Annotated in this window: 18 protein-coding genes and 1 tRNA gene; 9 read left to right on the top strand and 10 right to left on the bottom strand. The window is 68.4% G+C overall.

Features of this window, described 5'->3' with window-relative positions; all coding sequences use genetic code 11:
* The 5 genes from IEY61_RS29900 to IEY61_RS29880 form a co-directional block, all read right to left on the bottom strand.
* The coding region (locus IEY61_RS29900) for a non-reducing end alpha-L-arabinofuranosidase family hydrolase (RefSeq protein ID WP_189050464.1) at positions 1-769 on the bottom strand (769 nt) is incomplete at its 3' end.
* Between the two features lie 352 nt (positions 770-1,121).
* Positions 1,122-1,340: a hypothetical protein gene (locus IEY61_RS29895; protein ID WP_189050462.1), complete on the bottom strand. Its 219-nt coding sequence runs from the start codon at positions 1,338-1,340 to the stop codon at positions 1,122-1,124.
* 353 nt (positions 1,341-1,693) lie between these two features.
* Positions 1,694-2,269, bottom strand: coding sequence for an NADPH-dependent F420 reductase (locus tag IEY61_RS29890; protein WP_189050460.1), 576 nt, complete (start codon positions 2,267-2,269; stop codon positions 1,694-1,696).
* Positions 2,270-2,518: 249 nt separating this feature from the next.
* On the bottom strand, positions 2,519-2,941 hold the full coding sequence (locus IEY61_RS29885; protein ID WP_189050458.1) for a hemerythrin domain-containing protein: 423 nt from the start codon (positions 2,939-2,941) through the stop codon (positions 2,519-2,521).
* A 160-nt stretch (positions 2,942-3,101) separates the two neighbouring features.
* On the bottom strand, positions 3,102-4,313 hold the full coding sequence (locus IEY61_RS29880; RefSeq protein WP_189050456.1) for a globin domain-containing protein: 1,212 nt from the start codon (positions 4,311-4,313) through the stop codon (positions 3,102-3,104).
* A 152-nt stretch (positions 4,314-4,465) separates the two neighbouring features.
* On the opposite strand from IEY61_RS29880, the gene IEY61_RS29875 reads away from it, so the two are divergent.
* Both IEY61_RS29875 and IEY61_RS29870 read left to right on the top strand, forming a co-directional pair.
* Entirely contained in the window at positions 4,466-5,176 is a 711-nt protein-coding gene (locus IEY61_RS29875) for a helix-turn-helix transcriptional regulator (RefSeq protein ID WP_189050454.1), read from the top strand.
* Between the two features lie 150 nt (positions 5,177-5,326).
* Positions 5,327-6,793, top strand: a complete 1,467-nt coding sequence (locus tag IEY61_RS29870; protein ID WP_229706583.1) for a multicopper oxidase family protein — start codon at positions 5,327-5,329, stop codon at positions 6,791-6,793.
* Between the two features lie 50 nt (positions 6,794-6,843).
* Here IEY61_RS29870 and IEY61_RS29865 read toward each other — a convergent pair whose 3' ends face one another.
* From IEY61_RS29865 to IEY61_RS29850, 4 genes are all read right to left on the bottom strand, one after another.
* Complete coding sequence (locus IEY61_RS29865) at positions 6,844-7,617, bottom strand: spermidine synthase (protein ID WP_189050452.1); 774 nt, start codon at positions 7,615-7,617, stop codon at positions 6,844-6,846.
* 431 nt (positions 7,618-8,048) lie between these two features.
* On the bottom strand, positions 8,049-9,860 hold the full coding sequence (locus tag IEY61_RS29860) for a carbohydrate-binding domain-containing protein (protein WP_189050450.1): 1,812 nt from the start codon (positions 9,858-9,860) through the stop codon (positions 8,049-8,051).
* Between the two features lie 311 nt (positions 9,861-10,171).
* The gene (locus IEY61_RS29855) at positions 10,172-10,669 is read right to left on the bottom strand and encodes a GNAT family N-acetyltransferase (protein WP_189050448.1); all 498 of its coding nucleotides are present in this window, start codon (positions 10,667-10,669) and stop codon (positions 10,172-10,174) included.
* A 679-nt stretch (positions 10,670-11,348) separates the two neighbouring features.
* Entirely contained in the window at positions 11,349-11,642 is a 294-nt protein-coding gene (locus tag IEY61_RS29850; RefSeq protein WP_189050446.1) for a hypothetical protein, read from the bottom strand.
* A gap of 193 nt (positions 11,643-11,835) precedes the next feature.
* On the opposite strand from IEY61_RS29850, the gene IEY61_RS29845 reads away from it, so the two are divergent.
* The 3 genes from IEY61_RS29845 to IEY61_RS29835 all read left to right on the top strand — a co-directional run bounded on the left by IEY61_RS29845 (position 11,836) and on the right by IEY61_RS29835 (position 14,854).
* Positions 11,836-12,981 carry a hypothetical protein gene (locus IEY61_RS29845; RefSeq protein ID WP_189050444.1) on the top strand — a complete coding sequence of 382 codons (1,146 nt, stop codon included), beginning with the start codon at positions 11,836-11,838 and terminating at the stop codon, positions 12,979-12,981.
* A gap of 225 nt (positions 12,982-13,206) precedes the next feature.
* Positions 13,207-14,490, top strand: coding sequence for a pre-mycofactocin synthase MftD (mftD, locus tag IEY61_RS29840; protein WP_229706582.1), 1,284 nt, complete (start codon positions 13,207-13,209; stop codon positions 14,488-14,490).
* Positions 14,491-14,620: 130 nt separating this feature from the next.
* Positions 14,621-14,854 (top strand): GntR family transcriptional regulator, encoded by a 234-nt coding sequence (locus IEY61_RS29835; RefSeq protein ID WP_189050440.1) that lies wholly within the window; start codon positions 14,621-14,623, stop codon positions 14,852-14,854.
* A gap of 549 nt (positions 14,855-15,403) precedes the next feature.
* Here the strand turns inward: IEY61_RS29835 and IEY61_RS29830 are convergent.
* Positions 15,404-15,494: transfer RNA gene (locus tag IEY61_RS29830), tRNA-Arg, on the bottom strand.
* Between the two features lie 1,043 nt (positions 15,495-16,537).
* Between IEY61_RS29830 and IEY61_RS29825 the strand changes: the two genes are divergently transcribed.
* From IEY61_RS29825 to IEY61_RS29810, 4 genes are all read left to right on the top strand, one after another.
* Positions 16,538-17,815 (top strand): helix-turn-helix domain-containing protein, encoded by a 1,278-nt coding sequence (locus tag IEY61_RS29825; protein WP_229706580.1) that lies wholly within the window; start codon positions 16,538-16,540, stop codon positions 17,813-17,815.
* Between the two features lie 69 nt (positions 17,816-17,884).
* On the top strand, positions 17,885-19,120 hold the full coding sequence (locus IEY61_RS29820) for a restriction endonuclease-related protein (protein ID WP_189050436.1): 1,236 nt from the start codon (positions 17,885-17,887) through the stop codon (positions 19,118-19,120).
* Complete coding sequence (locus tag IEY61_RS29815; protein WP_189050434.1) at positions 19,117-22,461, top strand: hypothetical protein; 3,345 nt, start codon at positions 19,117-19,119, stop codon at positions 22,459-22,461. The genes IEY61_RS29820 and IEY61_RS29815 overlap by 4 nt, the downstream gene beginning before the upstream one ends.
* A complete protein-coding gene (locus IEY61_RS29810) occupies positions 22,458-23,051 on the top strand; it encodes a pPIWI_RE module domain-containing protein (RefSeq protein ID WP_189050432.1) in 594 nt (197 codons plus the stop codon). Before IEY61_RS29815 ends, IEY61_RS29810 begins: the two co-directional genes overlap by 4 nt.
* Positions 23,052-23,154 lie beyond the last annotated feature (103 nt).

Raw genomic sequence — 23,154 nt, 5'->3', positions numbered from 1 at the left:
TGTCGTGCGTGGTGGCGTACACCAGGTGCTGACCGTTGTACGGCGCGTGCGTGAAGTCCTTCAACGACACCCACCCCGACCTCGGCTGCGCCAACGCACCCGACGACGACCACCGGTACGACGACGGCAGGTTGCACGTACCACCCGGCGGCGGCGTCGTCGGAGGCGGCGGCGTCGGGTCTCCCCCGCCGTCGACGCGGACGAGTTGCCACTGCTGGTTGGCGCCGTTCCAGTCGTCGTACTGCACGATGTTGCCACCGTCAGCGGTCGAGGCGCCCTGCACCTCCATCACCTTGTTGCTGTTGCGGTTGATCAGCCGGACGTAGCCGCCGTCGGAGTCGGCCAACCGGAACTGCTGGTTCGTTCCGTTGTGATCGGCCCACTGCACGATGCTGGCGCCGTTGGCGGTGGAGAAGTTGTAGACGTCGAGGACCTTGCCGGACAGCCGCGACTTCAACCGGTAGTAGCCGCCACCGGAGTCCACGAACTGCCACTGCTGCTGGTTGCCGTTGTTCCGGGACCACTGGGTGATCCGCGCGCCGTCATTCGTGGCCAGGTTGTAGACGTCCAACACCTTGCCGCTGTTGCGGTTGACCAACACGTACCAGGCATTGGTGTCGACCGTCGCGGCCGCGGCGGGGGCAGACACCGCCACCGCGGCGGCCCCACCCATCACCACCGCCGTCGCGCCAGCGGCGGCGACCCGCAGCAACCATCGACGCGGCCGCGACGGCGGCGCGAGCGATGGGGACCTATCAAAGGCAGACATGATCCTCCTCCAACGACCAAGACCCGAAGTTCGAAAATGGGCGCACCGAGACGCATGGCCGGGTCCATGCGACCACGTGATTGTTAGCGTTAACAACGCGGGCGCCTGCCCTGGCGCACGCCTAACTCAAGATCCGACGACGCAGGCTTGCCCGGTTAGCCACAGGCATCGTCTTACTTGACTATCGACTGTGAGCGATAACACGCCGTTCGTCAAGTCGTAATGTTCCGGGCCCACCGGGCAACGCCCACCGCAGCCGCTGCCGGACATTACCGGCAATAGGGCGATGGGGACCAGTCGATCGACTCCGCTTCGCCGTGATGGCGGTGTCCGGCCGATCGGGACACCGCCATCACGGCGAAACGGCGATGATCAAGCCCTGGAGTCGGGCGATCATCGCCGGCTGTGAGGTGAGGCGGCGGGTGGTGGTGGCGGCGCGCACCCCGTACGGAGCGAGGAAGACCTTGTCGACCGCGCCGGAACGCTGTTCCGCCAGCGCCGCCGGCAGGTCGGCCAGGCCGAAGAAGGCGGGGGTGAAACGGTCCAGGGGCAACGCCGGCAGCAGCCCCACCGCCCGGTGGTGCGTGTACGGGTTGACCAACGCGCCGACGACCGCCAGTTCCCGGGAAAAATGTCGTTGGGGCGCACGGCGGCCTCGTCGTCAGGGTGAGCCGGGTGCTGGCACCCCGGCTGGGCTACCGGGCGCTGGCCGTCGCCGCCCCGGTCGCGATGGTGGGTCTGGTGGCGGACGCCCAGCGTGCTACCCCGCCGGGCGTCCGCCATTCGCCCGAGCCCGTCCGTACCCGGCTCGGCCGCAGCCCCTCCGGTTTCCCGCCCTGCTGGCCCTCGTGGCTACGGGCACCGCCGCCACAGGCCTCGTCGCGGCGGTCGCCGTGCTGCTGCTCTGACCAGCGCACCGAGTTGTCAGGCCACGATGCCGAAACCGCCGGTCCAGGGGACTTTCTCGCCTGCGGCCAGGCTGATCTGAAGGAAGCCGAGGGCCTCCAACTCCCGGGCCCGCTTGAGCCCGCCGGAGTCGATCGCCTTCACACCGCCCCGGCTGATCACGTCGATGAGGGCGGCCTTGGCGTCGGCGTCGTCCCCGGCGACCAGGACGGTCGTGGTCAACGGGCCGACCGCGCCGGCGGCCAGCGTGCCGGCGAAGGTGGTGTTGAACGCCTTGAGCACCCGGGACCCGGGCAGCTTGCCGGTGATCACCGCGGTGGCCGAACTGTTGGCGGGCACCGCGAGCGAGTCGAAGGTCTCGAAGTTCACCGGGTTGGTGATGTCCACGACGATCTTGCCTTGGAGTTGGTCGCCGCGCTGAGCAATCACGTCGTCCACCGCCGGGTAGGGGATGGCCAGGACGACGATGTCGCCGGTGATCGGTTTGTCGGCGTCGGCCTTGCCGAACATCTCGACGGTGTTGCCGCCTTTTGTGAAGACGCTGGAGATGGCCTCACCCATGTTGCCGGTGCCGATGATGGAGACGTGCGCCATGACGTTCCTCTCGTGAGCTGTTCGTATGCCCTTTGTCGGATGCCTCGGTCTCTGGCCCCTCAGACCACCGTTACCCAGCGACCGCGCGTCCGGAGATACCCCGATCTTGCACTTTCGGTCGGGGTGAAAGCCGCATAACTGGGCAATCCAGCGACCAAAAGTGCAAGATCGCCGGGGACTGGGTGCGAGGGGTCGAGGGGGTGTCGGGGTCGGCCGTCGTTGGCAGCACGGTGGTGGTGCCCTGCGGGGTCAGGAGGTCAGCCGGTCCCACGCCGGGATGGGCAGGGTGATGACCGCGGCAGGAAACAGGCCGTGTTCCTCGTTGTCAATGTGCCGGCGCAGACGATCCAGCGCGGCGAGCACGGCGGGCCAATCAGGTGCCGCACGATCGACCTGGCCCAGGACGCCGTGGATGTCGTCGTGCTCCGCGCAGAGCTTGTCCACCGCCTCGGCCATGCTGCCCTCGGCGCGTAGCTCCACGAACAGGCCGGTCTCCTCGGTGCAGGTGTGCGGCATCAGCAGAGCAAGCAGCTCGTCCAAGAGCGGGGCAGGATCCGCGTGCCCTTTGGTGATCGCCTCACGCAGCCGCCCGGCGGCGTTGGAGATCTCCTCGTGTTCGGTGGCGAACTGCCCGATGAGCGGGAATTCTCGGCATCCGCAGTAGTTGCACACGAGACGGACCTCCTGACGAGACAGTCGGTGACTCCACCATGCCCCGTTCGCCTGCCCCGGGGTAGGGCCATTGGTCCCGGCCGGTGGGTCCCTTCGGCAGCCCAGGCGGCAGGTCGGCAAGGGCGATCTGCCGGCGGGACCCGGATCGGTCGGATCGCGTTCAGTTGGGCAGCATCTCCGGCCCGAAGACCTCGTAGGCGATCCGCTCGCCGGGCACGCCCCGACTCAGCAGGCCGGCGCGCACCTGGCTCATGAACGGCAGCGGGCCGCACAGGTGCACATCGGCGCCGGCCGGCACCGGGATGCGCGCCGGATCGACCCGGCCGATGTCGACGCGGGCGAGGGCCTCAAGCGTCGCGTCCGGAGCCCCGTCCTCGTACCACAGGTGCATGCGCAGCCGTGGAAGGGCACGGCGCAGCGCAGGCAGGTGCCGGCGCAGCGCATGGGTGCTGCCGCTGCGATCGGCGTGCACGAGCACGACCGGGCGTTCGGCGTCGTGCCGCGCCAGGTAGTGCAGCGCCGACATCGCCGGCGTGACGCCGATCCCGGCGCTCACCAGCACCAGCGGGCCGTCGCCACGCACGCAGCTGACGTCACCGAACGGCGAACTCAGGCGCAACAGGTCACCGACGTCGACCTGCTCGTGCAGGTAGCTCGACACGGCCCCGTCCGGGCCGCCGGCCTGTCCGCGTACCCGCTTGACGGTGATCTGCCACCTGGGCAGCCCCGGCGCTCCGGACAGGCTGTACTGGCGGATCTGCCGGCCCGCGCCGTCACCGAGTTCGACGGCGACCGAGACGTACTGCCCTGCCACGAACACGCCGGCCGGTGTGCCGTCGACGGGTGCGACCGTGAACGAGACGACGTCCTCGGTTTCCACCGTGCGCTCGAGAACCCGGTGGCTACGCCATACGGCGGCGGGATCGCCCACCCCGACGGTGTGGTACAGACGTGCTTCGCGGGCGATCAGCTCGCAGGCGAAGAGCCAGTAGACCTCCTCCCAGGCCCGTGCGACATCGACGGTGACCGCAGCGCCGAGCACCTCTCCGATCGCGGCCATCAGGTGCCGGCCGACGATGGGGTACTGCGCGGGCGTGATGCCCAGCGACGCGTGCTTGTGGGCGATGCGCTCGACGACCGGCCCCCACGGCGTTGCGGTGTCCCCGAGCAGATGCGCGGCGTAGCCCATCACGGCGGCGGCGAGGGCCTGACGCTGCCGGCCGGTGGCCTGGTTGCCCCGGTTGAACAGGTCGAGCAGACCCGGGTGAGCGGCGAACATCCGCGCGTAGAAGGCGCCGGTGATCGTTTCGGCCTGCTCCTGCACCACCGGCAGGGTCGCGCGGACGATGGTGGCCGACGAGGGACTGAGCATGGTTCTCCTTGTGTCGTCGATGGGGTGCCTGCGGGGCGTCGCCGCGCCGTGAAGTGACCCGCCGGTCGGTCGGCGCTGAACTGCGAGATCCGGATGCGACATGGGTGCCTCCCCTAGTTTCAACGCCATTCGGCGTTATAACGTTATGCACCATGAAAACCCCGCGGATAGGTCCCTCTGGCGAGACAATCGACACTCCCCGGCACCGGGCGCTGGGCACGGCGAGCCGGGCGACGATCCTGCTCCTGGTCCGCGACGCGGCCGGCGGGCTCACCGCTGCGGACGTGGCGGCCCGCACCGGGCAACACCTGTCCACCACCCGCGCGCACCTGGACCGGCTGGTCGAGGCGGGACTGCTGGTCAAGGCCCGGGCCAGCGGCGGCGCTCCGGGCCGACCGGCGTGGCGTTACCGGGCCACCGCCACGGATCCCGCCCCGGCGCCGTACCGGGCGCTGGCGGCGGCCCTGCTCCAGCACCTGGCCCCTGTCGGCGGCGACGTCCGCGATGCGGCCGCCCGGGTCGGACAGGACTGGGGACGGCAGCTCGCCGCGACAACCGCGACACGCGAGGATCCGGTCGAGGCCGTCACCACCGTGCTGCACGGGCTCGGCTTCGACCCGTGGCGCCGGCCCGGGCCCACCAGCGGCGCGGACATCGAGATCCACCTGCGCACCTGCCCGTTCCTGGAGCTGGCGGGACGCAACCCCGACGCCATGTGCGGGCTGCACGCGGGTGTCGTGCGGGGCGTCCTTGAGCACCACGGTGCCGGCGGCGACACCGCCGCGCTTGAGCCGTTCGGAGCCCCGGAGGCGTGCGTCGTACGGCTGTCCGCGGCCGGGGGAGGCCAGGGCCGCCCGCGATGACGTTGCCGCATGCCACCGAACAGCGGCAGAACGTGTGCCTGATCCTGGGCGACGGCCGGTCCACTAGGGACTTGGCGTCGGGATGATCAGGGTGCTGTCCGGGTCGGAACCCCGTTGCGGCGCTCCGGCGGGCCGCGAAAGATCATCTGCGTGAAGCGTCGTGATCTTTTTGTATTCGCCGGACTGGCCGCACTCGCCGGTTGCGGTAACCCGGGTGCGGGCTCGAAGGGAAACTCCGGCACGCTGGCCTTCGCCAATCGGCTCCGGGTGCCGCCGTTGCTGGAGCCGGCCGTAGCGAAGGATGGCACGAAGCGGTTTTCGTTGACGATGCAGACCGGGCAGGCGGAGTTGCTCCCGGGCAAGCCGACCACGACGTGGGGCTTCAACGGCGCCTACCTCGGCCCGACGATCCGTGCGATACGCGGCGACCGCGTCGCGATGCGCGTACGCAACCAGCTCGGCGAGCCGAGCACGGTCCACTGGCACGGCATGCGGCTGCCCGCGGTGATGGACGGCGGCCCGCACCAGATGATCGAGCCGGGTGGCACCTGGTCCCCGCACTGGATCATCGACCAGCCGGCCGCCACCTCCTGGTACCACCCGCATCCGCACGGCAACACCGCCAAGCATGTGTACCGCGGACTGGCGGGCCTCTTTCTCGTCGATGACCCGGCGGCGGCCGCGTTGGGACTGCCTTCGACGTACGGGGTGGACGACGTCCCGCTCATCCTGCAGGACAAGGTTCTCGACAAGAACGGTGTGCTGCGGGAAGACCCCAAGCCGACGTGGGGCCTCATGGGCGATCAGATCCTGGTCAACGGGGTCTACGATCCCTTCTTCGAGGTGACCACGACGCTGGTGCGGCTGCGCATTCTCAATGGATCCAACGCGCGGATGTACAACGTCGAATTCGCCGACCGGCGGCGGTTCCACGTCATCGGCACCGACGCCGGCCTGTTGGCGGCGCCGGTGACGGTCGATCGCGTGCAGCTGAGTCCAGGGGAGCGGCTGGAGGTTCTGGTCGAGTTCGCCCCGCGCGACCAGGTCGTGCTGCGCAGCGTCGCCGGTGACAACGGCATCGACGAAGGGGATTACGAGCTGCTGAAGTTCGTCGCGGCGGACCAGCTCAAGCCAGGGCCGTCCGTACCGCAGCGGCTGGCCGCGAGCCCGCGCATCGAGACACCCGCCGGCGCTCGGGAGCGCAAGTTCAAGCTCAGTGGCAGCGATGCCATCAACGGGCGGGAGATGGACATGACCCGCATCGACGAGGTCGTGCCCGCAGGCGCGAGCGAGATCTGGCAGGTCCAGAACCCCGTCTACTCCCACAACTTCCACATCCACGAAGTGGCATTCCGCATCCTGGACATCGACGGGAAGGAGCCTCCGGCGTACCTGCAGGGCCCGAAGGACACCGTCTTCATTCCGCGCAAGTCGACGGTGCGGCTCGCCGTGCAGTTCGGGCACCACACCGACCCGAAGACGCCCTACATGTACCACTGCCACATTCTTCGGCACGAGGACGAGGGCATGATGGGCCAGTTCGTGATCGTGGAACCCGGCACCGAAGCGTCGGTGTCCCGCACGCTGCCGAGCCACCATCATCACCATCACGGCTGAACTGCCCGTACGTGCTCATGGGCACGAGTCGGATCGCCCCCGCGGACGGTCTACCCGGTGCGTGGCTGGGCGCCGGCGATGAACGTGTCGAGCGCCGGCCCGTGCAACACGCCGCCGGGCAGTGGATCGCGCCGCATCCGCCCCGCCAGACGCGCCACGGGCAGCCGGTGCGGGCGTCGCGCCGCGGCGAGCACCACGTTGCCGTACCGCCGGCCACGCAGCATCCGCCGGTCGGCGACGAGGCACACGTCGGCGAAGACCGCGCGCAGGGTGGCCGCCTGCACCCGGGTGAGGAGCAGGGGCGGCAGGTCGATGACGTTGACCAGGTAGACGCCGTCGGGTCGCAGCACCCGCGCGACCTCGGCGGCGAACGCCACGGTGGCCACGTGCGGCGGCATCCGGGCCGCCTGGTAGATGTCGGCGAGCACCAGGTCGTACGCGCCGGCGGGGGCGGCGACGACCGCCTCCCGCGCGTCGGCGACGAGGACCTCGACGCCGGCCGGTCGAGGCGGCAGGTCGCGCGCCACCAACTCGACCACAGCCGGATCCCGCTCGACGACCACCTGCTCTGATCCGGGCCGGGTCGCGGCGACATAGCGTGCCAGCGTCAACGCGCCACCACCGAGGTGCAGCACGTCCAGTGGATCACCGGCCGGCGCGGCGAGATCGGCCATGGCGGCCATCCGGCGGACGTACTCGAAGTGCAGATACGTGGGATCGGCGACATCGACGTAGGACTGCTCGACGCCGCCGGCGAGGAGCGTACGCCCGGTGGGCCGGGCCGGGTCGACGGCCAGCTCGATCCGGTCGTCGGATGTCTCCATGACCAGGCAGGCTAGTCCTCCCGCCCGCGCCGCATCCCCGTATGCAGCGCGGCATCGTCGAGCAGCTCCAGTCCATGCCGATCGCACGCTCGGCCCCGCTGCTGCCGGCGCGATCGGTCCCCGACAAAGTCCTCGCCCCTGGATGCCCTCGTGCGGCCCCTGTCGGGCTGAACCGTTGATGCCCTCACACGAGGGCCGCCCGTCGCTGCCCGGCGCCGAAAGCCCCGATCCGTTCATGCCCTCAGCTCGACAGGGCCAGCCCCACCAGAGGGTCCACCAAGAGGACGGGCATCACGGCTGAGCAGTCACCTACCTCTGCGGTGGCTGGGTCGGTGGGCGACGCGAGGGCAGCCGACTGCCGGTGGAGCCCGGCACCAGGTGGCGCCGGGCTCCATTGATCGAGCGGCGATCGGGGCGCGGGCGCTACCCGATCAGGTCGCGGTGCAGGTCAGGGTCGGGGCGGTGTTGCTGCCGTTCCAGGTGCCGAGGAATCCGAAGGTGGTGCTGGCTCCTGCGCCGAGCGAGCCGTTGAAGGAGACGTTGGTCGCCGTCACCGTCGAGCCGCCGACGTTGATGGTCGCGTTCCAGGACTGGCTGATCGTCTGGCCGTTGGCGAAGGTCCAGGTCACCCGCCAACCCCGGATCGCGGACGAGCCGGCGGTGACCCGTACGTCGCCCTGGAAGCCGCCCTGCCACTGGCTCACCAATGAGTAGGTCGCCGTGCAGCCGCCAGCGCTCGGCGGCGGGGTCGTCGGGTTCGGCGGTGGTGGGGTCGTCGGATTCGGGGGTGGTGGGGTGGTCGGTGGAGTGGTCGGTGGCGGCCAACCGGGCGGCCAGCCGATCAGGCCGCCGCGGTACTGCCCGGCGGTGACGGTCATGAGTCGGGTGGCTCCCGCGATGCTGCCGCCGGTGGTGGCCATTCCGCCGATCGTCGCGCCGGAGAGGCTGCCGCCCAGGTAGACCTCGTAGTTCTGCCCGTGCTGGATCCGGTTGGAGGAGAAGACCACCTCCCGGAAGGTCTTGGGGGCGCGGTAGGACACGAGCACCTGGCCGCCGGAGACCAGGTGGAGGAGTGTGCCGGCCCCCTGGCTGCTGGACAGTTGGGGAGCGACCCAGCCCTGGCCCGTGGTCGGCGGCAGGCTGAGCACCGCCATCGAGGTCGATCCGGCCCCGAGCACGGTGCCGCTGTTGAAGTAGACCGGGCCGTTCGAGTCGATCGCGCCCTCGCCGGGGCTGCCGGTGCTCGGCCCGCTGACCACGACCGTGCCACCGGCGAAGGTCACCGAGCCGTTGGAGTCGATGCCGTCGATGCTGGAGTTGACGATGGTGGTTCCGCCGGTGAAGCGGACGAACGCGTTCGGCGCCACGTCGAAGTCGCCGTACCCGTCCTCGACGGCGTTGATCGCGTCGTCGCGGGCGGTGACGTTGACGCTGCCGCCGCTGATGGTGATCTGCTTGCTCTCGATCGCCTCGTAGGAGTTGGTGACGGTGACGTTGCCACCGGAGATGGCGACGATGTTCTCGCCCTTGATGGCGTCGTCGCCCGCGGTCACGCGCACGGTGCCGTTCGTGATGGCGAGCCGGCCCCGGCCCGCCTTGGTGTCGTCGGACCTGATGCCGTCGCCGCCGGCGGTGACGTCGATGATTCCGCCGGTGATGTCGAGGAAGTCCTTGCCCCGGATGCCGTCGTCGACCGCGTTCACCGTGATCGTGCCCGACTCGATGACCAGGCCGTCCTTGCTGGTGATGCCGTCGTACGCGTTGCCCCGTACGGCCAGCGCCCCGGTTCCCGTGATCCGCAGGTCGGCGGTGCTGAACAGGGCGGCGTTCGGCTCGTCGGTGCTCGGATCCGGATAGACGTACCTGTTCGCGTCGGTGAGCCGGCTGGTGGTGCCGGCGGCGAGCGTGATCACGACCTCGTCGGCGTCGGCGACCTGCAGCGGCGCGTTGCTGGAGTTGGTGATGGTGGCGCCGTTGAGGATCAGATTGACGCTGCCTGAGGCGGCGGTGTCGACCTTCAGGTAGCCGTCGTTGAGGGTGCCGGTGATCTCGTAGGTGCCCGGCGCGGTGATCGTCACGGCCCGTCCGGCGATGGTGACGTCGGCGCTGGGGCTGGTGGCACTGGCGCCGGTCAGCGTGATCGGGACGATTGCCTGCGCGGTGGCCGGTGCCCCCAGTGGTCCGACGATCAATGCGATCGCGAGACCAGCAGGCAGGATGGCTCTCAGCGGGATGCGTTTCATCGGTCTGTCCTGACTCGGATGGATGGGACGGGACGCGCGCGTAAACCATTGACAACTATAGATGGATGCCATGATTTTCGGGGTCACCGACGGTGATCAGATCCGCTTCGCCACCGAGCGAGGGCCGAATATCGGGCCCGAACAACGAGTCGATCAATCAGCCGGACAGGGATCGGCGGTCACCACGCCGACCCAGCGACGCCGACGCGCCGCGCGGTCATGGTGTGGTGTCCTCCTGCACGCCCACCGTCGGCGCGAGGTTCTCCACGACCAGGGCACCGCAACCGTCACCGTCGGCGACGCCGCGTGGTTCAGCTGCCGAAGTGGTCGCAGACGTCCGGCCAGACGTAGCGCAGTGCTGCCGGCGCCCCGGTAAGCCGCGCCGGGACGCCGCCGGGCGGGTCGACCATGGCGCGCTCGACCGAGCGGCCGCCCTGCGCCGTGTAGAAGGCCTGCGCCGCGACGTTCTGCTCCAGCACCCAGAGGTACATCGAGACGCCCGTGCCGTGGTCCAACACGGCCTGGGCGGCACGGGCGATCAGACTGGCACCGATCCCGCGCCGCTGATGGTCGCGGACCACGTGCAGGTTGTCGACGAGGGCGCCCCACCGCTCGTCGTGATCGAAGACCACGTGCACGAAACCGGCCGTCTCGGCACCGACGTACGCCATGATCGTCACGCTGCCGTCGCCGGCGGCCGCCAGCCGCTGCGCCCACACCGCGCGACGGTCGGTCTCCACGTCACCGTCGAGAAAGGCGTCAGAGTACGCACCCCGGTAGAAGCGGCGCCAGCTAGCGGCGTGAATCATCGCCACCTGCTCGGCATCTGTCGCCGAGGCCGGTCGATAGGACACCGCCGACGGACCGGTGACTACCACACCAGCCTCCGAAAGTGATCGATGTCGGAAAGAGACTCTAGTCGAGCAGACAACGCCCAAACAATTATCTGGGACGTGTCGAATCTCGGCTCGATAAGGGCCAGCGCTTCCGATCTTCTACAGGCCGCGTTCAATCCCTCACACCCGACGGCGGCGTGCTCCCGAAAGCGACTGCACCCGGGCCGGCGGGAGGGTCGAAAGCTTCCGGACTCCCGCCGCCAGGACGAACAGTTCTCGCCGGTCGACAGCGTCGAGCGTCAAGCTGGTGAGGTCGGGCCAGGGCGCGGTGTCGGCCTTTCGGCTGGTCCGTTTCCCTGGCCCGCCTCCCGAACCGGACGTGCCCATCCGGCTCTTAACCCAGCACCGTCCGCACAAGATGCCGCAACTCGCGATCCGCACACGAGATGCCGCAACTCGCGGCCTCAGCAGGCCCGAATACCCCGACATACCGCAACCTGCGCCGCCCACCGGACGGGGCACCCCGACATACCGCAACTCGTACCCACCCGATCGGCCCGAACACCGCGACATACCGCACGACGACAGCGCTGCCAGTTGATCGCCTCCGTTCCGCCGATACGGCGGTGTCCAGCCGGGCGGGACACCGCCATCACGGCGAAACGGCGATCGACGAAACGGCGATGATCAAGCGCCTGGAGTCGGGCGGTCGGTCCGCCGGGTGCAGATGCGGAAGGACGCCTCTTCGGTCGGACCGCCGGTGTCGCTCGAGCAGAGGTGGCAGGAACCCGACCACCCACGAGCGCACCACCGCGCTCGAGATCCTCACCACCCTGGACGGCCGGACCGCCGACGCGACGGTCGCCAACGTCGGCACGGGCGGCCACCTCACCGGGGTCGGTCGGGTGATGAAGGCGCAGCACCCGACCTGCTCGTCGATGATCAACGAACTCCTCCACCGCACCGCCGACCATCCTTGCGGATCCGGCTCCAAACACCTCGGCACGGCTCCGATATCCTCCGCCAATGGCATCGAAGCGGAACGCCGCGCTCGACGCGATGATCGAGGAAACCACCGTCGACGCGTACGGCGCCGCCTGGATCGACGCCTACCGGCACTGGGCCGGAGGGTGGGCCCGGTGAGCGAGTACCAGTACTACGAGTTCGGCGCCGTCGACCGGCCCCTCACCGCCGGAGAGCAGGCCGAGCTGCGGTCGCTGTCCACCCGGGCCGACATCACCGCCACCAGCTTCGTCAACACATACCAGTGGGGCGACTTCAAGGGCGACCCGCGCAAGCTGATGGCGCGGTACTTCGACGCGCACCTGTACCTGGCGAACTGGGGCACCCGCCAGCTCATGCTGCGGCTGCCGAAAGACGTACTCGACTCCGCGACGGCCGCCCACTACTGCCCGGGTGACAGCGCCTCCGCTCGGACCACCGGAAAACACGTCATCATCGACCTGCGCAGCGAGGACGAGGACGGCACCTACGAGTGGGACCTCGACGGCCGCGGTCTGCTCGCCTCCATCGTCCCGGTCCGGGCCGGCCTCGCCGCCGGCGACCTGCGCCTGCTGTACCTGGGCTGGCTGCACTACGTACAGATGGAGGACATCGCCGACGACGAGCCCGAACCGCCCGTCCCCGCCGGACTCGGCACCCTCGACGCCCCCCTCACCGCGGTCGCCGAGTTCCTCCGCATCGACCCTGACCTGATCGTGGCCGCGGCCGCAGGATCGGCCCCGGCCGACGAACCGACCGCCGCGCAACTACGAACCTGGGTCGTCGGGCTGCCCGCCAGGGAAAAGGACGCCATCCTGACCGACCTGATCACCGGCGGTGGCAGCCACCTGCGCAGCCAGCTGTTGCGCCGGTACCGCGACGCGCACCACACCGGCGCGTCCACCACGAAGGCTGCTCGTACCGCCGGGGAACTGCTCGCCACCGCTGCGGACCTGCGCGCCGAACGGGAACGCCGCGACGCCGAGCGGCGCGAACGCGACCGGGTACGCCGGGAACGCTCCGCCGCAGCAGCCCGGCAACGTCACCTCGACACCATCGCGAGCGACCAACCCGCCGCCTGGCAGCGGGTCGACGAACTCATCGCCACCAAGAAACCCCGCGAGTACGACAGCGCCGTTCAACTCCTCGTCGACCTGCGCGATCTCGGCGAACGCGACGCAGACACCGCACTGTTCCGAGATCGGCTGGCCGAGCTACGGGCGGCGCACGCCCGTAAGCCCAGCCTGCTCGAACGCCTCAACCTGGCAGGCCTCGACACCTGAAACAGGCCCGGGCGACCGCCGCACACGCCCGAATCTGCCGTTCGCGACCGCGTCGTCAGAATGCAGCACGATCCTTTTGAAAAATCGCGGTTGATCAGCAGATATGTCTTCCAGCCGGAAGTGAATAACTGTACTCGCCGTTGCTCCAATACCCAAATCCGCCGCTCGACGCGGTTCTGGGGAATGAAATCGCCGCCAAATTCGCTTGAGCTATAAACAGGCGCTGTGGCGCCGCGAGCAATGCCAGGGGAAGGGGGCAGATCGCGGACGCGGACGGCGAAAACTCCGATGCCGGAAGGGGCGTGGATCTTGTTTTCCCACAAACCAATCGAAACCGTGGCCGACGCTCAGCGGCGCGCGAAGAGGAAGTTGCCCAAGGCTGTATACACCTCGCTCGTGGCCGGAAACGAGAGCGGCGCGACCATCAAGAGCAACGTGGAGGAGTTCAAACGGGTCGAGTTCCTGCCACGCGTCGGCGCTGCGGTGGCGCAAGAACGCGAGATGAGCACTTCGCTCCTCGGTCAGGACATCGACCTGCCGGTCGTGATCTCACCGGCCGGCGCCCAGGCCATCCACCCGGAGGGTGAGGTCGCGGTGGCCAGGGCAGCGGTGGCCGCCGGTACCGCGATCGGCCACAGCAACTTCGCACCGACCCGATTCGAGGACGTCGCAGCAGCCAATCCGAAATCGTTCGTCCAGCTCTACTGGTCCGGTTCCAAGGACGTGATCGCCGAACGGGTCGAACGATTCCGCCGAGCCGGCGCCAAGGGCATCATTCTCACCCTCGACAACGCCGGGGTCATCGCACGTGACTGGGGCACACCGGTCATCCCACAAAAAATCAACCTGCCGGCTCTGATCCAGTACTCACCCATGGGCATCGGCAACCCCACCTGGGTAATGCGATTCATCCGCAGCGGCAGGCTGCCGGACCTCGGCGTGCCGAACCTGCAGCACCCGGGCAAGCCGGTGCCATCGATGGTCGACGGGATGGTCGAGTGGCTGGGAACCCCGGTCCCGACCTGGCGTGACGTCGCCTGGCTGGCGGAACTGTGGGGAGGCCCGTTGATGGTCAAGGGCATCCTCAGCGCAGACGACGCCCGGCGAGCAGTCGACTCCGGCGCCACCGCCATCGGTGTCTCCAACCACGGCGGCAACAACCTGGACACCACTCCCTCACCGCTGCGCTTCCTGCCCGCCGTCGTGAAGGCGGTCGGCGACCGCGCCGAAATCACCTTCGACAGCGGCATCCGGCGCGGCGCAGACGTGGTGAAGGTTCTGGCGCTGGGCGCCAAGGCTGCGCTGATCGGACGATCGTGGTTCTTCGGCCTCGCTGCCGACGGCGAACGAGGTGTCCGCGAGGTCCTCGAGGCCTACCGGGTGAGCATCGACCGGACCCTGATCGGGCTGGGCAAGTCCTCAATCCACGAGCTCACACCCGACGACGTCATCGCACCCGAAGGCTACTTCCTGGACTTCGCGCCCGACGTGGAGATGGCCGCCGCCTGACCCCGCCCGGGTCACGGAAGGTCCCGGTCGGCACCTACTGGCGCCGGCCGGGATCGGGTGTGCTCCAAGGGGGCGACCGCTGGCATGATGACGACGGCCTGGTCAGGCTGCGCGTTCGTAAGGTCCGGTCATGGTTGACGAGATGTCCCCGGTGGCGCTCTACATCCAGCTCGCAGATCTCCTCGCCAAGCAGATCGAGGCGGGGAAGCTGAAGCCGCGTCAGCCTCTCCCGAGCGAGGCCACCCTCCAGCAGGAGTACGGCGTAGCTCGCGGAACGGTCCGCGCGGCGGTCCGTCTCCTCCGGGAACGGGGCCTGGTCGTGACGCTCCCGGCCCGGGGCACGTACGTCGCCGAGAAGCCGTAGCTCTCCGGGATCTACCCCCGCCTGGTGGCAGCCCCGGAGGCGCACGCCGAGCCGGCTGCACGCCCCTCCCGGGGAAACCCGAACGCCTTCTGGGAAGACTGGGAGAGACCGGCAATAGCTGGTGGCGGTGAGGTGGGTACAGGCGTGGTGGCCGCCGTGCGTGGGGATGTGGACGGGCGCGGGTTGCGGCATGTCGGGGTGTTCGGGTGCCCGGGGCGGGCGCGGATTGCGGCATGTCGGCGTATCCCGCCCTTCGGCCGGCGCAGGTTGCGGCATGTTGGGGTTTCCGGGCTGGTTGACACCGCGAGTTGCGGCATCCTGTGCGCGGCTGTGCGCAGAGGGCCGCGGGTTGCGGCATCCCGTGGGGCATCTCCCGGTAGTTCTGCGCCGTGCGGGGCGAGTGGTTACGGATTTTGAGGTCACGCTCGTACGCCTTGATGTGTAGCGCGTTGATCTTGGTCATGCCCGGAGAGTAAGGAGGCATTCACAGGCATGGCTAGACAGAAAGAAGCCCTCCACCTGCCGTTGCGGCTGGTAGAGGGCCATCTGCGCGCCCGAAGGGACTCGAACCCCTAACCTTCTGATCCGTAGTCAGATGATCTTACAGAGAGTGACGGAGTGTGGCTGCGTACCATCCCGCACCGGCCAGTCCGGCCACGTTCCCGCAGGTCTGGGAATTAATCGATACACGTCGATGGACTTCTATGGGTCCATCAAGGCGGGGAATCCCGGTAGGTCCCAGCGCGTCCGTGTCAGTTCCCCGACGTCCGAGCACCCACGGAGCACCCAGGAGCAGCGCCAACCCGCCGGCGCCCACCCCGCATCACTACCCGGGGTTACCGCCTGCGCCTTCCGACAGGCATCTGATCGACGGAGACGCGGAGTCGTCAGGCCGTCGGGTCCTCGTGCGGAGCGTCTTCTCGGCGGTGCCACCTCTGCCTGCCCGCTGGACCTGGTGTTCCAGCGCTTGGGCCGCTGACCCAGCGCGGGATCCAGGAATCTGGGTCGCGGCGGCTGAGGCCGCGCTCGGTGTGCCCGTACGCCTCACCTCGCGCGGCCTGACCGCCGGCCGAGAGGAAGGCCAGCTACGAGATGGACACCTGACTGCCACGGTTGCGGCGGACGACGACCGGAGTCTCGCTGTGCTTGGGCAGCGCTAACAGGTTGTACTGGCCCGGTTCCGGCACCCGAAGGGTCGCCCGGCCGCCGCCACCGCTGCGCGTCGGGCAGGTATTGGGTAGGCGAAACGTGAGCGCCGGCATGACCAGCACGCAGACGCCCTTGACCGGCTCACCAGTGCTCCGGTCGAAGACGCGGGTGGTGATCGCGGCAGCGACGGACGGTCCCTCTGACGGCGTCCACCGCCTGAGCCGCAGTCGGGGTAGCCGCCAAGCCACCAGCGACGAGCACCGTGCAGGTCAGCACGTCGGTCATCCCCGGCGTCCGAGCACCCACCGAGCACCCACGAGCCCATACCTCACCTCGACGCACGGGTTGAATCCCTCTGTTCCGCAGACTCGACCTCACCGGCGCATCTGTGCGAAAATCAAACATGTGTTCGATAGCGTGTCACGGATGTGAGGCTGCCCGGGTTTCCTGCAGCACGGTGAGTGGCGGGCTATCGTCGCAGGTGGTGATGGTTGCGATGGCTAGGCGCGCTGATGTCGGACTGACGTGGTCGCGGTGACGGCCGTTGTCAGTGCCGGCCCGGGCTGGCTGTCGGCCCGTCGTCTGATTCCGGGGGCGCTGGTCGCACGGAGAATGGCGTGTGGCTTCTCGCGACGTGATGTGGCCGCGCTGGTTAAGTTGTCCCCCCGGGAAGTCTTCCTCTATGAGGAAGGGCTACGCGCGCCGAGTCCGATTCAGATGGAGCGCCTAGCCGATGCGGTGGGTTGCCGTCCCGATGAGCTGATCGACATCGAGCTGGGGCGCGAGACCCTCGCCGACCTGCGGTTCGCGGTCGGGTTGAGGCTCATAGACGCAGCGGAACTGGTGGGGAGGTCCCGGGTCGTTCGGGACCTAGGCGTGTCGGCTGAGACGCTGTCCGCGCTTGAATGCGGTGAGTCGATCTCCGGGCAGGGCTGGGATGATCCTGTCGTTACCGGTCGGTTGCTGGCTTCGCTGGCAAAGATTTACGGGGTGCCGACTCGGATGGTCCTGGATGCGTGGATGCGGACGCGGCCAACGGAGCCTGCTCCGCTGGTGGAGGCACCTGGTCGTGGTGGTCCCTCTCGCTCGGCGGTCGCGGCTTGGGCTTCGCTGAATGAGCGGCAGCGTGTGTATCTGGGCGAGATCATGCGCGACGACCGAATGACGGCGACGGAGATGTGGATGCGTCGGCTCCAGCGGTTACCGGTGCCGAGGGCCTCAGAGTGGCGTCGACTGCCGCTGGCGCTGAAGGCGGCGCAAGCTCAGACGGGGTATACGCGCTTGCAGGAGCGGCTGCGGCGACGTGGAGTTCACGATCCGGGCACCGGTGGGACCGTGCACGCCCTTGCCCGCCGGGGTCTTGTCGTCGTGACCGAGGACGTCATCGATCATCCTGTTGCCGGCGAGGTGGTCCGGGTGCTGGTGGAGATCACCCGGCGCGGTCGAGCCGCAGCACGAGCAGGTCTGGACGAGCCGGCGGACGTCGACCATCAGCCGCACCTGTTGTCGGAGTGGCTTTGGGGTGTCCTGGTCCGCGTCGCAGCGGCCGAACCTGAGGGTTTGCCGGAAGATCGACTGGCGGGAAGATCGCTGTTCTTTCTTGGCGTCGGCTATCGCAACGCGGTCGGTGGTCCGCCGAGCCGAGGGTTGATCGAGTCGGTGCCGGTGCTTGCCGCGGGTGGGACGCATGTTGAGGAGTTTCGGTGGCGGTTGACCGACCTTGGCCGGCATCATGTCGTCTCGTTCGCTGACCTCTATCGCCATCGGTACCCACGGGTTGACTGTGCCGGGCTCGAAGGTCTCGTCGTCTAGTTTCTGACACTCATGTGGGTCGCCTCTGGGCCCGTTTTCTGTCGGGGGGTAGGTCTAGCATCGGCCCTCGTGACCAATGCTGTCAATGACGACGCCAGCACATTGGGTGATCTTCATGCTCGCTATCTCGTAACCAAGGCAGCCGTGCACGCCGCGAAGGCTTTGACCAGCCCTGGCTGGAGGCCGGAGCAGCGGCTGGAGACGTTGATGGAGTGCCACGGCAGTGTCCTGGCCGCGCGTGGGCCAGGGAACCCGCTTCCGTTTGGGGAGTTCCGCCAGGCGCTTTCCCGCGACCTCGCGGAGCTGCTTCCCGACGGGGTCGAGCCGGTCGAGCTCAGAGGACTGTCCGTCGTGGATCAGGACGGGCAGGTCACGGAGGACGCCTTCGATCTGGACTTCGAGCAGCGGATGCTGCTACACACGCTGCGCAAGCTCGACCGAGGCGTGAGCGTGTTAGGTGTGCGGGAACTGCGCGAAGAGGTCGAGCAAGAGACGGTGTACCTGGCGTTGAGCAAGCAGGGCCTCCAGGCGACCTACGAGAACGGGCGGGAGGATCTGATTCGGTACCCGTCCGGGCATACCGCCGAGCTGGCGGACCTGCGGTTGCCGCCGAGCGTAGTCGACTTCTACCAAGACATCCCGTACGGCTCGACTCACCAGGGCTGGTGGTATGCGTGCCCGATCTGCCGGTGGCCGATGCGGCTGGTACTGCGCAAGAGCGCCGGCGTACTGGCGGGCTCGGCCCGATGCTGGCACACCCCGCACGCGGAGATGGGCGCCTCATACCTGTTCCGCCCGACCAGCGACGGATCCGCTGCCGAATTGCTTCCCGAGCCACGTCCGGAACGGCCCGCCGGCCGCGAGGCGGTGTTGTTCCCCGACCTCGACGCGATACCTGAGCCGATGCCGGCGGACAAGCACAAGGCGCTGGTACGCGGTATCTGGCGGTACACCACGATCCCGGGGATCCCGGAGCTGGCCCTGCGCGACCAGCTGCACAAACGCGGTCTGGACGTGGACCTGTGGCCGTCCCTGGATGCCTACGACCTGCTGGTGACGATCCCCGGCAACGGCAAGTGCTTCAAGGTCGACGTCAAGGACTACACCTCGGCGACAACGCTCGCAAGCCTCATCCACGCGCAGGAAGGTGACCGCGGCGGCGCCGAATGGCTCGTGGTCCCGGACTACCGCGCCGGGCAGGTTCCCCTGCTGTCCGAGGTATGCCGGAAGTACGGCATGAAGGCGAGCACCGCATCGGCCTTCGCGGAGTCTGCCTGCAACCAGGCGGGGGTGAGGTGGGCATGAGCGATCCGACCGTGCAGACCAGCGTGGTGCACGCCGCACTGGCCCTGGCAGCACACTACTTTCCGCACCGTGTCCCCGGTGACGCCCGCGAGGCGGCCAACTTCGCCGACGCCGCGTTCCTGCTGTCCGGCAAGTACACGGCGTGGGACCGCTGGAACAGCCTTCCCCACGACGAGAAGCAACGGATCGCGCTAGTCGGCTCGGTCTCACCGGCCGACCTCGCAGAGCATCGTTCCTTCTCGATTGTCGCCCGCACCGTCCTCACCCCGCCGGATCCCGGCGGGGACGGTGAACAGGCACCCCTCGCGGCCTTCGAGCTCGCCGGCGACAACCCGTTCATGGCAGATGCCGCGTTCCCCCGGGTGGGCGGCAACCTGCTCGACTACGTCGATCGCCAGACCGCCAGATTCCGGCGCCCCAGCGCCCGCCCGAAACCACCCGAATTCGCGGGCCCCGGAACGTGGACCACCCCGACGATCTACGTCAAGGACGGCGGTCAGATCCACGGCCGGGTGCGCATCCCCCGCTACCCGCACTTCACCGAACCGTTCGCTCTCGACCAGCTGCCGCACGTCTCGACCCTCCCGTACACGCCTGAACTGCAAGTTCCCACCCAGGAGCTTCTGACACTGGCCGCTCAGATCGACGAACGACTCCCGCAGGACAAGCGGTTCCTGCACGCCACGCTCTCCGGATTGTTCGAGGTGTTGCAAACCACCGATGTCGTCTCGCCCCGCGAGGTCTTGACGCTGTCGGCCGGCGGCTTGGAGATCTTCCACGCTCCCACCGGCACCGGTAAGAGCGTCCTGGTTCGCGTCATGGCCAGCTGGTTCGCCCTGCGCAACCTGCGTCTGGCCATCGTGCAGCCCGACATCAAGTCCTGCCTGGCCATGACGTGGAACATCCGCGGGGACCTGGCCTATCTGCGGACGAAGCACGACTTGGACCACGCACCGACGTGCGCGCACCTGATGTCCTCGAGCCGCATGCAGGAGCGGGCTGTCAAGCACGCGTCGCTGATCGACGAGGACCCAGAGTCGACCGGCGACTGGGGGCTCCGCGGAGAACGCGACATCGACCCGCTTGCCTATGGCTGCGCGCAACGGGAATTCACTGAGGCCACCGGCGACTATCCGCCTGGCCGCGAACCCTGCCTCTCGCTCGGCCGGCAGGGCGTCGGGATGTCGGCCTGCCCATGGATTCCGACCTGTAGCAAATTCACCCCAGTCTACGAGGCGTGCGACGCCAACGTGGTCATCATGAACCACTTCCTCTTCCTGCAGGGCACCCTCAGGATTGGAGTGAATCTCGATGGTCGCCCGGTATACACGTTGACGGCGGCCGAGTTCGCACTGCGCACCTGCCACGCCGTGCTCATCGACGAGGTCGACCAGTTTCAATCGAGGGCCATCGAACGCTGCGCCAGCGACGTGAAACTTCACTCGCGCCGCCACTGGACCTCGGCCCCGCAGGGGATCGACACCGACGCGAAACGGCTGCCCGTCGACGACGAGAACACGCTCCTGCCGTCGGTGAGCCACGTCCGGCTCATGGCCGAGTTCCTGCTGCTGAGCATCTGCCGCAACGCACTGCAACTACACGTCGCCGAGGACCCGCGCGCCGAGGATCGCATCCCCGACCAGACCAGCAGCCGCTGGCACATGGCCCGCGGCCGCGACCGCACGCTCGCCACACTGTTGTGGCCTGATCTCGATCTCGGCGACGCCGGCATCCCCACCGACGTCGTCGAACGGATCAACGCGCTGATGCCCGAGCGCTACCAGCAGACCGACCGGCATGGGCGGGCAAGCGCCGCGCTCGAACCGGTCTGGGCGGACGTCCAACGGGGCCTGAGTGCGCTGGTAGGACCTCGCGGTGAAGCACTGCTTGACGCCGTCAAGCTCGAACTCCACGAGTTGCTCGGTGACTTGATCAAGGACGGGCATCGACGGGCTCAGATCATCAACCTGCTGGCAACCCGCGCGGTGATGATCGAACTCGACGAGGCACTGGCCGAGGTCCGCAAGACCGCGCAGCGCTTCCGTTCGTCCGGGCTGCGCTCCGCCCAGAAGATCATCGAACAGCTGCAGAACTCGGCCATCACCGCCGTGATGCCAATTGGCATGCTCGGCCGCTCCTTGACCGGCTACCGGGTCACGGGTCTCGACGACAAGGAGAGAAGCGCCGAACTGGTCGCCCAGACCATCGGCGGCGATCCGCACCTGTTCACCGCCGAGCTCGGCGGGATCGTCTCGCTGAGTCTCGCCGGGACACAACGGCCGGTCATGGGGCTGTCCGCGACGGCGTTCTTCCCACAAGCGGTCCGCGAGCACGTATACGCGCCGGTCCGCTGGTGGATGACCGACGCGCAAGCCCGCTCCATCCGCGCGCGGAAACGCCGTGTCGAGTACGGCAAAGGGCACGCGCTGTTCGGCGAACCGATCAAGGTCTCTGGTCTGCACCCCAGCCGTAAACGCGATGCCCTGATCGAACTCGGCGACCAGCTGTACGACCAGTACATCCGCAGGGAGTTGGAAAAAGCCGCCGTCAACGACCCCGACCGCGCCCACGTACTCGTCGTGGCCAACTCCTACGACCAGTGCGCCTGGCTCGCCCGCGGCATCTCCCAGTCCGGCCATTATCGGACCGGGCTGTGCGTGGCCGTACGCGCTGAGGACCGGCACAGCCTCAACCCGGACCTACCCCGGGAGAACCTCGCCGTCCGGCTGACCGGGGAAGAGTTCGAGACCTTCCCGACCCGGGGAAACATCCTGGTCGTTCCGCTGTCGCTGATCGCGCGTGGCCTCAACATCGTCAAGGGCATCCGCTCCGCAGTGCGCTCGGTCTACCTGTGCGTGCGGCCCCTAGCGCTGCTCAACGAGCCGTCCGAGATGTACGCCAGCATCAACGCGGCCGGTATGCGTGCCCTGCCCGTCGGCGGAAGCAGCGATCCCATCGCCGCACTCGCCGGCGCACGCGACGCCGCATGGGAGCGACTGAGGCTGCTGCTGCGCTCGGCCAACCAGTTCACCTCCATGCAGAAGTCCCTGCAAGAGGAAGTCGTCGCCGGCATGATCGTCGACCTCATCCAGCTCGCCGGACGGGCCCGCCGCGGGGGCACCGAAGCCGTCCTGCACATGGTCGACCACGCGTTCCACGAGGACACCTGGAGCGCCGACCTCGACACGATCCTGCGCCGCATCCACGCCAAATGGCCCCCCGAGGTACGGGCACAAATGAACGCCCTGTACGGAGAGGCGCTCAACGCCTTCCTGTCGTACGCCGGCATCGACCCCAACGAGTACCCTGTGACGGATTCTTTCCGAGAAGAGGACGCGTGACCGCACAACGCCGCGAGCCAGGACGCTATCTCGACACGCTCGCGTACCACTGCACCCCGGAGTTAGTCGGCGACGACGTCGTGTACCTGCGGCACCTGACCACCGAGACCCAGTCCCTGTGGAAAGACCTCGACCAAACCTGCCAGCAGCGGTACGGCAACGAATCGGCGCAGGCTCCGTACTCGATCGCCACCACCGTGCTCAGCGTGCTCACCGGCGGGTACGTCCACTTCGAGCCCGGCGGGCCCCAGCCCTTCCTGGCCTCTCGGGAACCGATCGACGAAAAGCTGTTGTGTCGGGTGTTCACCCTCACCCACGGCCTGGCCCAGGGTACGGCCATCCACGAAATCGACCTGCGACAGGCGCCGCAGGTAGCGCAGGCAATCGCCGAGACGCCGGAGATCCAGGTTCACCTCGCCGACCACATCCGGCGGCAGGCCGGTACCCAGCCGATCGCACCGAACTGGGTGTTCCGCACCATCACCTGGGGACTGGCGCAAAAGCTGGCAGGCGACTGGAAGGTTCGCGACGGCCTCACCATCCCGCTACGCGCGGACGTCACCGGCCAGGGCTGTTGCGTAGTCGCTTGAGGGCGGGTTGAGCTGGAAGTTTGGGTGGGATCGGGGTCCATGTAGGACGGGTGCGGCCCGTAGGTGATCATCGAGTTGCTGAGACACCATGATCCCGAGAAGG

The organism is Micromonospora sonchi (assembly GCF_014646235.1).
Lineage (GTDB): Bacteria > Actinomycetota > Actinomycetes > Mycobacteriales > Micromonosporaceae > Micromonospora > Micromonospora sonchi.
Note: the sequence above shows the minus strand (reverse complement) of the source record. Positions and strands in the feature narration are given on the sequence as shown.

Excerpts from the sequence above, each read along its gene's own strand:
- IEY61_RS29865 (WP_189050452.1), bottom strand. The coding sequence starts at position 7,617 with ATGGAGACATCCGACGACCGGATCGAGCTGGCCGTCGACCCGGCCCGG.
- IEY61_RS29875 (WP_189050454.1), top strand. The coding sequence starts at position 4,466 with ATGAAAACCCCGCGGATAGGTCCCTCTGGCGAGACAATCGACACTCCC.
- IEY61_RS29890 (WP_189050460.1), bottom strand. The coding sequence starts at position 2,269 with ATGGCGCACGTCTCCATCATCGGCACCGGCAACATGGGTGAGGCCATC.
- IEY61_RS29815 (WP_189050434.1), top strand. The coding sequence starts at position 19,117 with ATGAGCGATCCGACCGTGCAGACCAGCGTGGTGCACGCCGCACTGGCC.
- IEY61_RS29835 (WP_189050440.1), top strand. The coding sequence starts at position 14,621 with ATGGTTGACGAGATGTCCCCGGTGGCGCTCTACATCCAGCTCGCAGAT.
- IEY61_RS29880 (WP_189050456.1), bottom strand. The coding sequence starts at position 4,313 with ATGCTCAGTCCCTCGTCGGCCACCATCGTCCGCGCGACCCTGCCGGTG.
- IEY61_RS29860 (WP_189050450.1), bottom strand. The coding sequence starts at position 9,860 with ATGAAACGCATCCCGCTGAGAGCCATCCTGCCTGCTGGTCTCGCGATC.
- IEY61_RS29855 (WP_189050448.1), bottom strand. The coding sequence starts at position 10,669 with ATGATTCACGCCGCTAGCTGGCGCCGCTTCTACCGGGGTGCGTACTCT.